Consider the following 11940-nt stretch of genomic DNA (forward strand, 5'->3'; position numbering starts at 1 on the left):
AATGACCTCAACCTCCGGCGGCGAAGCGATCGTCAATGGCCTCGTCGCGCATGGCGTCGATACCGTATTCGGCCTGCCCGGCGCGCAGATCTACGGGCTGTTCGACGCCTTCCATCAGGCGCAATTGAAGGTGATCGGCGCGCGGCATGAGCAGGCCTGCGGCTACATGGCCTATGGCTATGCGCGCTCCACTGGCCGCCCCGGCGTGTTCAGCGTGGTGCCTGGCCCCGGCGTGCTCAATGCCGGTGCGGCGCTGCTCACCGCGTTCGGATCGAACGAGCCGGTGCTGTGCCTCACCGGCCAGGTGCCGACGCCGTTTCTCGGCAAGGGCCGCGGCCATCTGCACGAAATGCCGGATCAGCTCGCGACGCTGCGCACGTTTGTAAAATGGGCCGACCGCATCGAATATCCCGATGTCGCGCCCGCGATGGTCTCGCGTGCGTTTCAGGAGATGATGTCGGGACGCCGTGGTCCGGTTTCGCTGGAAATGCCGTGGGACGTGTTTACGCAGCGCGCCGAAGTCGGACCCGCCAAAGTGTTCGATACCCTGCCCGCACCGCAGCCCGACCCTGATCGCATCAGGGCCGCGGCGGCACTGATCAAGGACAGCAGGCGGCCGATGATCTTTGTCGGCAGCGGCGCGATCCATGCGCGCGAGGAAATTCTCGAACTGGCTGAAATGATCGACGCACCCGTGGTGGCGTTCCGCAGCGGCCGCGGCATCGTCTCCAATGCGCACGAGCTCGGGCTGACCATGGCGGCGGCCTACAGGCTGTGGCCGGCCACCGATCTGATGATCGGGATCGGCACCCGGCTGGAATTGCCGACGATGTCGCGCTGGCCCTATCGCCCCGACGGCCTGAAATCGGTTCGCATCGATATCGATCCCGTGGAGATGCGGCGCTACGTGCCCGACGCGGCCGTGATCGCGGATGCCAAGGCCGGCACCGCCGATCTGGCGGCGGCGGTGAAAAAGGCCGGCTATAGCAAGAGCAGCGGCCGGCGCGCCGAGATCCGCGAGGCGACCGCGGCCGCGCAGCAGGAGATCCAGAAGGTTCAGCCGCAAATGGCGTATCTGAACATCCTGCGCGAGGTGCTGCCGGCAAATGCGATCGTCACCGACGAGCTGTCACAGGTCGGCTTCGCCTCCTGGTACGGTTTTCCGATCTACGAGCCGCGCACCTTCATTACCTCGGGCTATCAGGGCACGCTCGGCTCTGGCTTCCCCACTGCGCTTGGCGCCAAGGTCGCCAATCCGGACCGGCCGGTGGTCGCGATCACGGGCGACGGCGGCTTCATGTTCGGCGTGCAGGAACTATCGACCGCCGCGCAGTTCAGGATCGGCGTGGTGACGCTGGTCTTCAACAACAACGCCTATGGCAATGTGCGTCGCGACCAGCGCGAGCACTTTGACGGACGCGTGGTGGCGTCGGACCTGGTCAATCCGGATTTCGTAAAGCTTGCGGAATCCTTCGGCGTCGGCGCGGCACGCGTGACCTCGCCGGATCATTTCCGCCCCGCGCTGGAAAAGGCGCTGGCCGACGGCGGGCCCTACGTGATTTCGGTGGAAGTGCCGACGGATTCGGAAGTCTCGCCCTGGGCGTTCATTCATCCGGCGAAGCCGTAGTCGCCGTCGTTCCGGGGCGATGCGAAGCATCGAACCACAGATGTGCGATTGCACATCGGGGAACCTCGAGATTCCCCGATGCGCAATTGCTCATCTGAGGTCTGGTCCTTCGGACCATCCCGGAATGACGACAGAGGTTAAACCTGCTTCGCCGCCATGCTTCGCTGCATCCGCGAAGCCGCAATCACCAGCAGGCCAGCGCCTGCCACCGACCAGCACGCCAACGGCGCCCATTGCAGCAGCGGTGCATATTCCGGCAGTTTTTGTAAGCCGCCGGCAACCGCCGCCATGCGTGCAAAGGTCGCGAGCGCCAGCGCGGAAAACACCAGTCCGACGACCTTGCCCTCGGCGCCGGTCTCCCCGATCGCCAGCGCGGCCGAGACCGCGGCCATCAGCATGCAGCCCCATGCAGCACCAGCGATGAACTGCGCGGCGATCAGCACATTGAGATTGCCGGCCATTTCCGCGCCCAGCACCGCCAGCGCGCCCAGGAGACCGGCGGCGCCCATCACGATCAGCCCGCCGCGGTGCTTGACCACGACGCTCGCCGGAAACATCGCGATGTTGAAGCCGATCCAGAACACCGGCATCAGCCATGGCAGCTCATCCGGCTTGGCGAAGCGCAGGAAGAACGGCGTGCTGTTGATGGAGAAATGCAGTTGGTAGCCGAGCGACAGGATGACCATCGAGGCGATGAAGAACATCGGCACCTGGCCGAGCGATTTTGCCGGCGCAGCCGGTTGTTTCGCGACCGGCGGTGCCTGCGCCAGATCGCGTTCGACCTTCGACAAAGCGAGCGTCGTAATCAGCAGCACCACGCCCGAGATCACGAAGGGGAGCCGCGGATCGTGATTGCGCAGGACCACACCGAGATAGGGCGATACCGCGCCCGCCAGTCCGTAGCCGAGCATTGCCAGCGCCGACAAAAACGGGATCGCCGGCCGTGCGGCGTATTTGCCTAGTAGCGTCAGCGGCGGTGCGCGCAGGGCCGATGACGTCACGACCCAGATCAGGATCAGTCCGATGAACCAGACCTGCGCCCCCGGCCCGGTGCCCGCCACGAACGGCAGCGCGACAAAGGCCGCGCAGGAGATTGCGGTCAGGACGCCGACGAACACGCCGAGCTTGCCGACGAACGGCGCGATCCTGTCGGCGGCAATTCCCATGGCGGTATCGGTGATGGTGAAGATCGCCTGATCCAGCATCAGGATCAGGATCACGGCTGATGGCGCGATCCCGACTTCGGCGCACAGCTTTGGCAGATAGATAACGTAAGTGGTCCAGCCCAGCGTGAAGACGAGCTGCAGCACGGCGAGATAGACGCCGGTGCTGTTGGCGCTGGTGGCGGTATCGGACTTTGCGTCTGTAGCGGTCATGTCGGCCCCCCGGCTCGAGAGAGTGTAGACCAGAGGAAACGCCGATGGAACGCCTCTTCCCTTCTCCCCTTGTGGGAGAAGGTGGATCGGCTGAATGTCAGGAATGGAGACATCGCCGTCGCAAATCTCCAAAGGGCATCATGACCTCGGCTCAAAAATCCGGCTCTTCCTCAGCCACCCGGTTCTGGTGACGCCAATGCTGCCATATGGCCAGCCCGACCGAGGCCGCCGCCGCCAGCAGCAGCAAGCCGGAAATCGGCCGCGTCAGGAAAAGCCAGGGATTCGCGTCGGTCATGATCGCGCGCACAAGGTTGATCTCGATCTGGTCGCCGAGAATTAAACCTAAGATCAGCGGCGCGAGCGGAAAGCCGAGCTTGACCAGCACGTAGCCGACGACGCCAAACATCAGCAGCACGTAGACGCTCTGCATGGTATTGTTGAGCGCGTAGGCGCCGACGACGCAGAGCACGAGCACGACTGGCGCCAGCACCGCCATCCGCACCGAGGTCACGCGCAGCATCAGCGGCATCAGCGCGAGGCAGATCAGCAGCATGCAGGGGTGCGCAAGGATGTAAGCCGCATAGATGCCGTAGGCGATATCAGGGTTTTGCGAGATGAACAGCGGTCCCGACTGAATGCCGTGGATCGTCATCGCGCCAAGCATCACGGCGGTGACAGCGTCGCCGGGAATGCCGAATGCCATGATGGTCATCAGCGAGCCGCTGACATTGGCGTTGTTCGAGGCTTCCGAAGCGATGATGCCCTCGGGGTGGCCCTTGCCGAAACGCTCCGGCGTTTTCGAGAATTTCTTGGCCTGGTCATAGGCCATGACGCTCGATGCGCTGCCGCCGATGGCAGGCAGGATTCCGATGATCAGCCCGACGATCGTTGCCCACGCAAGCAGGAACGGCTGCTTGAAGATTTCCAGGTTCACCTTGAGGTGCGAGAAGCGCTCGAGCCTGACCCCGACCAGCGATTCCACCGCCTGGCCGCGCGGCGAATTCAGCTTCTCCAGATCGGTCATGATCTGCGCGAAAGCGAAAATGCCGATCAGCACGGGGAGGAACGGAAAGCCGCCGCCGATGAACGCCGAGCCGAAGGTAAAGCGCGGCACGCTGCCGATCGGATCGTGGCCGACCACCGTGATCAACAACCCGATGGCAGTCGAGATCAGTCCCTTGAGGAGCGAGGATTCGGTGAGACCCGCTACCATCGCCATGGCGAGCACGAACAGCGAGAAGTATTCCCATGGCCCGAATTCCAGCGCGATCGCCGCAAGCGGCCCGGTGAGGAACACCAGGAATAAGGCGCCGAGCAGGCCGCCCCAGACCGAAGCCCAGACGCCGAGCCAAATGGCACGGCCCGGCTCGCCATTGCGCGCCATTGGAAAGCCGTCGAACGTGGTGGCGATCGAAGAAGGCGAGCCGGGGATACCAAGCAGACAGCAGGCGATGAGGCCGCCGGTCGATCCGCCGACATAGACGCCGGTCATCGCCGCAAGGCCCGCCAGCGGATCGAGCCCATAGGTGAACGGCAGCACCACGATGACCGTCATGGTGATGGTGACGCCCGGCAGCGAACCACCGATAACGCCGATGAATGTGCCGGCAAACAGCGGCAACAGATATTTCCACTGGGCGACGTTGACGAGGCCGTTCCAGAGTAAATCGAGCATCAGAAGCCCGTCCAGGCGCCGCGTGGCAGCAGCACCAGCAAGTATCGTTCGAAGACGAAGTAGCTCACCATGGCGGTGCCGAGCGCAATCGCGGCGAGTACACCCCATTGCCGCGTCGTTTGCGGCCTGCCCAATGCGGCCTGCAGCGCGCCGACGAACAAGACCGTGGCGACGCGAAATCCCACAAGCGGCAGCAGCACCACATAGGCGCCGACGATTGCGAACGCGATCACGACCAGGCGATAATTTCGTCGCGGCGCGTCACCCGCGCCGGCTGCGGCCGCCGGGCGGCGCTTCAGGAGGTCCTGCAGAACTAATAGCGCGCTCGCGGCCGCCATGAACGACAGCACGATGGCCGGGTAAAAACCCGGCCCGACCGGAACGATCGGCAGGGACGGAAGCTGGAACGACTTGACCAGGAGGACCAGGCTGATCGCGAGCAGGATCAGCCCGGCAATTCCGTCGCGGCCGATACTCATTTCTTGATCAGGCCGAGATCGGTCATGACGACCTTGTTCTCGTTGTCGATCTTGGCGAGGAATTGCGCATAGTCATTGGCATTGAGGAATGCCACGCGGGTTCCTTGCAGCTTCATCGCCTGGGCAAAACTCGGCTCCTTGGTCGCCTTGGCGCAGCTCTCCTCGAGCTTGGCGCGTACCGGCGCGGGTGTCCCTTTGGGGACGAAGATGCCGCGCGCCACTTCGTACACGATGTTCATGCCGAGATCCTTGAGCGTCGGCACGTCGGGTGCTTCCGGATCGCGCTTCTCGCTGGCGATCGCGATGTAGCGCAGCAGGCCGGCTTCGACCTTGCCTTTCTGCGTCAGATTGGAGTCGGTGAGGTTGATGTGGCCGCCAAGCAGCGCGTTCATCCGCGGGGCCAGGCCGTCGTAGGACACGAACTTGAATTTCACGCCGGCCGCCTTCTCGATCATCGCCGGGAAGATGTGGCTGGTCGAGCCGAGCGTGGCGCCCACCGTGATCTCGCCCGGCCGCTTCTTGGCGTCGTCGGCGAGCTCCTGCCAGTTCTTCCAAGGCGTTTTGGCACTTGCGGTCAGCACCGAGGGCGTCGCCGAGACCAGGCAAATCGGCTCGAAGTCGGTGTATTTGACGTCACTGATGCCCGCGTAGAACGTCAGGTGAATGTAGTCGTGCACCGCGTAGACCGTATAGCCGTCGGGCGCCGCAGCCTTGGCCTCGCGCGCGCCGGTAGTGCCGGACGCACCGCCGACATTGGCGACAACCACCGGTTGGCCGATGTGCTTCTGGAGTTCGGCGGCGAACGGCCGGAAGATATTGTCGGTGTCACCGCCCGCGGCCCATGGCACGATCATCTTGATCGGGCGGTCGGGATATTGCGCCATCGCCGGCGCCGATAAGGCGGCCAGCACGCCGACCAGCGCGGCTGCGCCGACCATCGTCACGAATGTCCTTGCCATCCGTCCTCTCCCTGGTCGTTTCGTGGGCCATTCAGGCTCTCTGTCGGGACAATAACAGCCGATCCCCGCAGGGGAAAGCCCTGCGGCGGCTCGCATGCTCGCTACGGCCAGCTGGTGATGGACATGCTGTGCCGTTCTGAGTCTTTGTCCAGAGCTCCCACACTCCATCGCAAACCTAGGCACGATGACATGTATCAACGCGGGCCCTCGCCAGCTCCCATGGCGAGGACCGTGGTCGTTTTTGAATGGTGCATCGCGAAAATGCTATTCGCGCGGTCCGATGTCAGCTCGAACGACGACGCACATGGCTCTTGTCGATGAGCTGGGCGTTGGCGCTGAAGTTGCGATTGTCCGTGCAATAAGCCGTCCGGCCCGAAGCCGCAGCCTGGCACAGCGCGTTGGTCGTGAAGATTCACTCGCCCGACCCGCCGCGGAAGTCGCCGCCCTGAATGCAATAAGGGTAATTCTTCGCAGAAGCCGCGCTAAGGCCGGTCGCGCTAAGGCCGGTGAAGAAGACAACTGCCGATGTGACGAGGACAATAAGTACTATACGCCGTTACGCATGTTTCTCTCCTGCGCTAACAGGGCATTCGTAGGTCCGGGCTCAGTTTGGCTGCGTGAGGTATTTCACATTGCCAAGGTCACTGTTGGCGCCAGCACTTGTGGCGGAAGCCGTGGTCGATTTTAAAATCGTTGGCAGGATGCTGCGCTACTCGGGTTTCGCGGGCGTGCGTCGATGCGCAACCCTTCGCCTCGGAACGTTTCCCCGCCCCTCCCCGTTTTTCATCCATCAACCTCGACGGAGGGAACCATGACCCTGGAAGCAAACGAAACCGGCAACCTGATCGGCAGCGACAAGGTCGAGGGAACTGCGGTCTATGGCGCCGATCGCAACAAGATCGGTTCGATCGAGCGCGTCATGATCGACAAGAAGAGCGGCAGGGTGTCCTACGCCGTGCTCTCTTTCGGCGGCTTTCTCGGCATCGGCGACAACCATTATCCGCTGCCCTGGCAATCGCTGAAATACGATACCTCGCTCGGCGGCTACGTCACCGGCGTGACGGAAGCGCAGCTGAAGGACGCACCGCATTACCGCAACGACAACACCTGGAACTGGAGCGACCCGACCAGGGCCCGCGCCGTCAACGACTATTACGGCATCGCGATCTGATCGCGGTCACACCTTGACTTGGACTTGCGAAGGGCCGCCTCGATAGCGGCCTTCTGCGAACACAGATGCGTGTGCCTGCCAGCAGAGAACTATTCCGGCTGCATTGCGTTGGGGTCTGCGGGAGCCAGAGCAATGGGAAAATTCTTCTTGATCATTATCGCCATCAGCGTCGCCGTTTTGCTGGCGATGAGCGCGTATGTCATCAGCCTGTGACGGCGATGCGCCCCGCGAGATCAAAATGGCGCGGTCGCGTCTCCTCACCAAGGTCGCTCAAAAAAGGCAGGCTCCAGCGCCTCTCGGGGGGAAGATAGCGCCGAAGCCTGACAAGGTTACCGTGTGTCTAGCGACACCATTGCATAATTTTCCCGATCTAGAATCGTTCCTGCCTTGACGTCACTTCCTCATGGTTCCGACAGGAGAAGTGGCGGCGGTCCACGGCGCCCGCAGTTCCCGCGCCTTGCGTGCTGGCGTTCTTCGTCGCGGCTCCGCCGGTCGTCGTGCTGTTGTTCATATCGTCGCCGGCGGTCGCCTTCGAAGCCGGTCCGCCGGCCTGCGAACTGCATACGCTCCTGCATCCCTCGTAAGGCGGGTGCGCCACGAACGCACGCAAGCGCAGTCCCTGCTAGATGACATGTTGCGAATCGTCACGGACGATGCAACGGGCGCGGCAGTGTCGGGTGTGCAAGTTTGTCGCATGACGGTATTGCCTGAGTGCGCACAATGGCGCTCAAACAAGCGGCGCTCAAACGCCTCCGCCAGAACTTCGGTCGGCAGCCATGTCCACCCAATACGATTGGTTAACGAAGCTGCCGGCGGCGACGGGGATCGGTGGTCCTGGCATCCATTATTGGCGCCACGCGCCGAATCTCCTTCGAGTCCGAGCAAGTTTTCAGTTAACCATTAATTCCCCGACGACAGCGGCAAGACGAATTCGTCATCGTCTTAAGCCGTTAAAACCACTGCACGGAGCGCTGGCTGATCCCGAGTACCCGTGTAACCAGCGTGTGGCCTGCCACCAATGCACGGGGCCGAGGGTACTCGGCGGCCCGGCATTCCCTGCGCCCTCTTTCTTTTTTGATGGAACCGGTTAGCATGACCCGGGTGAAATGAGCTGCGGCAACGCGAACACACACCCGTTGTCATTCGTCCGCGCCGGGCAGGCGATCGAGTACTCCAGAGACAACAGTGATGGACACGACAGGGCGCGGCGTACTGGATACCCCGCAAGTGCGGCGTATGACCATCTCTTGTGGGGCAGCGCTTCTCCTCCTCGCGATCCTCATCCCGGCCTCGCCTGCGTTCGCCGAGCCGTGCAGCAGGCCGGCAGCACGCTCCAAGATCGTCGAGACGCTCCCGCTCGCCTCGGAGCAGCGGCCGGTCAATATCACATTCCGCACCCACGCCGACGGTGTGAAACTGTCGCTCGGCCTGAAGTCGAAATATCCCGACGATATGACCATCATTCTGCAGCATGACTTCGAGCAGTTGAACATCAAGGAAGATCGCTTCGAGGTCTTGCTGCGACTCATGGGGGCGAGGGAACGCCTCTCGGTGCCCTTCACCGCGATCAAGGCATTTTGGGACAAGTCCGACTTAAAGTGCTCGGACAGTTAAAACCTTTCTTGTCTTGCAATGAGATAAAGTGGTGACCGCTTCCCGCCATCTCCTGCCTGGGAGAAAAGCCACATGTGCCACCTCTGCGATGCCCGAGAAGCCGTTACTGCACAGGCCACATCACGTCGCCGCTTTCTCGGCCTGACGGGCGGTATCGCCGCCGGGCTCGCTTTTTCGTCCGCCGCGTGGGCCAAGGATAAAAAGCCGCCGCCCAAGCCGCAAAACGTGGTCTCGCCGGATGAGGCACTCGACCGGCTGATGAAGGGCAACGCCCGTTATGTCGAAGGCATCTCACGCCGGCACGATTTCAAGCACGAGCGCGAGGCGCTGGCGGGCGGGCAAAATCCCTACGCCGCCATCTTGAGCTGCGCGGATTCCCGTATTGCTCCCGAATACGCGTTCGACAGCGGTCGCGGCGATCTGTTCGTCTGCCGCGTCGCCGGCAATTTCGCCAATGACGACTCCGTGGCGAGCCTGGAGTATTCGGTCGCCGTCCTCAACACCCCGTTGTTCGTGGTGCTCGGCCACGAAAGCTGCGGCGCGGTGGATGCGACGATCAAGTCGCTGAAGGACAACACTACCTTGCCCGGTCACCTGCCATCGCTGGTAGCGGCGCTGGCACCAGCGGTGAAGGCCGTTGCAGATCAGCTGGGCGACAAGCTCGTGAACGCCACTCGGCGAAACGTCAGTGATAACGTCGCCAAGCTCAAGGCCGCGGCGCCGATTCTCAGTGAGGCGGTCGGGCAAGGCAAGTTGAAAATAGTCGGCGGCATCTATCGGCTCGGTGACGGCAGGGTCGAATTGCTGTCGTAGCCGGACGAGCGTTCACTCCGGCGTCGCCCGCCGGATCAGGGCGCAGAGCCCGGTCATGCGCGCGATCGGATGTTCGACGAACAGTCGGCAGGAAGCGAGCGCCCCCTTCAGCGTATCCGGCGGCGTGGCAGGTTTCAGTTGCGACGCGAGAACCGCGCCATGCGCATACCCAAGCGCGCGAGTCGAAACCGTCAGCGCATTCAGCCGACCTTGACGCTGCAGCGGCGCCAGCATGGTTCGCACCAGCGCCAGGTAGGCCGGCCAGTAAGCGAGGTGCCGGTACATGCTCGCGATCAGTTGCGGCTCGGTGTCTTCGCCGAAGCAATTCAATTCACCAACCAGCGCCGCCACTTCGGGATCGAGCGCATCCATCGGCGGCAATTCCGGGATTTTGGCGCCGGACGGTTTTGGCGCGGTATCGGCAGCCGTCACGCTATCGGCCGGGCGCGGCTCGTAATGTGCCAGCAGCGCCGAGAGCACGACGAGTGCGAGCGCGTTGGTATATTGATAGCTGTCGAGCACGTCACGAATGAGCGCGCGTTCGGCCTCGTCCACGCCGGCGGCAGCTAAGGTATCTGTGGAGAAGCCGGGCCAGTCAGGCAGCGCGATCGTCTGCCTGACGGCTTCGGCATGCAATGGGGCGTCGCCGAGATAAAGCGGACGGACGGTGGACCACGTCCATTCCAGCGCACCGGGCATGGTCGCAAGGTTGCGCCAGATCAGGTTGACCACGCTGGTGCCGAGAACCTTTCGAATGTCGGCATAGATGTCGGCGATTTCACCTCTCGCTTCGGATTCGAGAACCGACGGAACGCTCTCAGCCATCACACCCACCCGTCCCGGCGCGCTTCGCGCCGTGCCCACCATCTCTCAAAATCATTTATGCTGAATGGTAGGCACGCGGAGCCTTTCATCGGGCGCGCATTCGCGCGACCCGTTGGCTTTGCCCACCCTACAAATCTAGGAGGCGTCACCCGAACTTCGCTTCCACCGTGCCCAACCCGTCGAGCTCCATCTTCACGCTGTCGCCCGCATCGAGCCAGACGGTTTTCACGAGACTGCCTGTGAGCACGATCTGCCCGGCATGCAGTCCCTTGCCCTCTTCGGCGAGATGATTGGCGAGCCAGGCCAGTGCGTTGTGGGGATGGCCGAGCACGTCGGCGCCGGTGCCGCGCCCGGCTTCCTTGCCGTTGACGATGGCGCGGCCCTTGACCGTGAGCAGGTCCGGCGCCCTGGTGCGCACCACCGCCTTGCCGAGCACGCAGCCGGCGGCGAAGAAATCATCGGCGACCAGCGTCGGCGCGCCCATCGCCTCCCATTTGACGTAGCGGTCGTCGACGATCTCGATCGCGGGATGGTAGGCCTCGATCGCCTCCATCATCCACTCCGCGGTGAACGGGGCCTCCGACGGCGCAAGATTGCGTGCGAGCCGCACCGCGATCTCGCATTCGACGCCGACACGGACATAGTCGCCATAGCGCAGCTTGGCGCCGCTGACGTGAACGCCCTTGGCAAACACGCCACCGGCGCAGGGATGGGGGATGTCGAGATATTGCTGCATCACCGCGCTGGTGCAGCCGATCTTGTAACCGACCAGACTGCCGGTCTGCGGCAGCAGCAGGTCGTGGACCGCGCGTTGAATGCGATAGCCTTCCGCCTCATCGCCTGGCACGAGCTCAGCGGTAAGCGAGGCCAGCGGCGTGCGATTGCGGCGGGCAGTAGCGATGATCTGTGCGGCCGCAAGAATGTTGTCCATCAGCGGCAGCTTTCTGTTGCAAGGCGCAGCGCTGGCCGCACATGGCGGTCAGCGCCCGTCAATGTGACCTACTCGTCCCGGTAAACCTTCTCGCGCTTCTCGTGGCGTTCCTGCGCTTCCACCGACAGCGTTGCAATCGGACGGGCCTCCAGCCGCTTGAGCGAGATCGGCTCGCCGGTCTCCTCGCAATAGCCGTAGGTGTTGTCCTCAATGCGTTGCAGCGCGGCGTCGATCTTGGAGATCAATTTGCGCTGGCGGTCGCGGGCGCGCAGTTCGATGGCGCGATCGGTTTCGGAAGAGGCGCGATCAGCCAGATCGGGATGATTGACGTTCTCTTCCTGGAGGGTCTGCAGGGTAATCTTTGATTCCCTCAGTATCTCGTCCTTCCACGCCAGCAGCTTGGCGCGAAAATAATCGCGCTGGCGGTCGTTCATGAAAGGCTCTTTTTCGGAGGGTCGATAATTCTTCAA

Annotated in this window: 12 protein-coding genes; 5 read left to right on the forward strand and 7 right to left on the reverse strand. The window is 63.0% G+C overall.

Translation table 11 applies throughout. The annotated features are described in order from the left end of the window. Window position 1: 1 nt before the first annotated feature. Entirely contained in the window at window positions 2-1627 is a 1626-nt protein-coding gene (locus C7G61_RS06015) for a thiamine pyrophosphate-dependent enzyme (RefSeq protein WP_108513171.1), read from the forward strand. A gap of 137 nt (window positions 1628-1764) precedes the next feature. Here C7G61_RS06015 and C7G61_RS06025 read toward each other — a convergent pair whose 3' ends face one another. From C7G61_RS06025 to C7G61_RS06040, 4 genes are all read right to left on the reverse strand, one after another. Beyond that, window positions 1765-3003, reverse strand: coding sequence for an MFS transporter (locus tag C7G61_RS06025; RefSeq protein ID WP_108513172.1), 1239 nt, complete (start codon window positions 3001-3003; stop codon window positions 1765-1767). A 151-nt stretch (window positions 3004-3154) separates the two neighbouring features. Next, entirely contained in the window at window positions 3155-4678 is a 1524-nt protein-coding gene (locus C7G61_RS06030; RefSeq protein WP_190241683.1) for a tripartite tricarboxylate transporter permease, read from the reverse strand. Next, complete coding sequence (locus tag C7G61_RS06035; RefSeq protein ID WP_108513174.1) at window positions 4678-5157, reverse strand: tripartite tricarboxylate transporter TctB family protein; 480 nt, start codon at window positions 5155-5157, stop codon at window positions 4678-4680. The genes C7G61_RS06030 and C7G61_RS06035 overlap by 1 nt, the downstream gene beginning before the upstream one ends. Continuing rightward, a complete protein-coding gene (locus C7G61_RS06040) occupies window positions 5154-6116 on the reverse strand; it encodes a Bug family tripartite tricarboxylate transporter substrate binding protein (RefSeq protein WP_190241684.1) in 963 nt (320 codons plus the stop codon). The genes C7G61_RS06035 and C7G61_RS06040 overlap by 4 nt, the downstream gene beginning before the upstream one ends. An 811-nt stretch (window positions 6117-6927) precedes the next feature. Between C7G61_RS06040 and C7G61_RS06045 the strand changes: the two genes are divergently transcribed. The 4 genes from C7G61_RS06045 (at window position 6928) to C7G61_RS06055 (ending at window position 9714) form a co-directional block, all read left to right on the forward strand. Then, entirely contained in the window at window positions 6928-7287 is a 360-nt protein-coding gene (locus C7G61_RS06045; RefSeq protein WP_108513176.1) for a PRC-barrel domain-containing protein, read from the forward strand. Between the two features lie 461 nt (window positions 7288-7748). Next, complete coding sequence (locus C7G61_RS46965; protein ID WP_274542260.1) at window positions 7749-7871, forward strand: hypothetical protein; 123 nt, start codon at window positions 7749-7751, stop codon at window positions 7869-7871. Between the two features lie 604 nt (window positions 7872-8475). Next, window positions 8476-8901 (forward strand): ClpXP protease specificity-enhancing factor SspB, encoded by a 426-nt coding sequence (locus C7G61_RS06050; RefSeq protein WP_244608178.1) that lies wholly within the window; start codon window positions 8476-8478, stop codon window positions 8899-8901. Between the two features lie 72 nt (window positions 8902-8973). Then, on the forward strand, window positions 8974-9714 hold the full coding sequence (locus C7G61_RS06055) for a carbonic anhydrase (protein ID WP_108513178.1): 741 nt from the start codon (window positions 8974-8976) through the stop codon (window positions 9712-9714). A gap of 12 nt (window positions 9715-9726) precedes the next feature. Here C7G61_RS06055 and C7G61_RS06060 read toward each other — a convergent pair whose 3' ends face one another. The 3 genes from C7G61_RS06060 to dksA all read right to left on the reverse strand — a co-directional run bounded on the left by C7G61_RS06060 (window position 9727) and on the right by dksA (window position 11904). After that, window positions 9727-10539: a hypothetical protein gene (locus C7G61_RS06060; protein ID WP_145963560.1), complete on the reverse strand. Its 813-nt coding sequence runs from the start codon at window positions 10537-10539 to the stop codon at window positions 9727-9729. Between the two features lie 145 nt (window positions 10540-10684). After that, the gene (locus tag C7G61_RS06065; RefSeq protein WP_108513180.1) at window positions 10685-11470 is read right to left on the reverse strand and encodes a 2-keto-4-pentenoate hydratase; all 786 of its coding nucleotides are present in this window, start codon (window positions 11468-11470) and stop codon (window positions 10685-10687) included. A 68-nt stretch (window positions 11471-11538) separates the two neighbouring features. Further along, the gene (dksA, locus tag C7G61_RS06070; protein ID WP_092509290.1) at window positions 11539-11904 is read right to left on the reverse strand and encodes an RNA polymerase-binding protein DksA; all 366 of its coding nucleotides are present in this window, start codon (window positions 11902-11904) and stop codon (window positions 11539-11541) included. Between the last annotated feature and the right edge of the window lie 36 nt (window positions 11905-11940).

The sequence above is a fragment of the Bradyrhizobium algeriense genome, assembly GCF_003062295.1.
GTDB classification, from domain to species: Bacteria; Pseudomonadota; Alphaproteobacteria; order Rhizobiales; family Xanthobacteraceae; genus Bradyrhizobium; species Bradyrhizobium algeriense.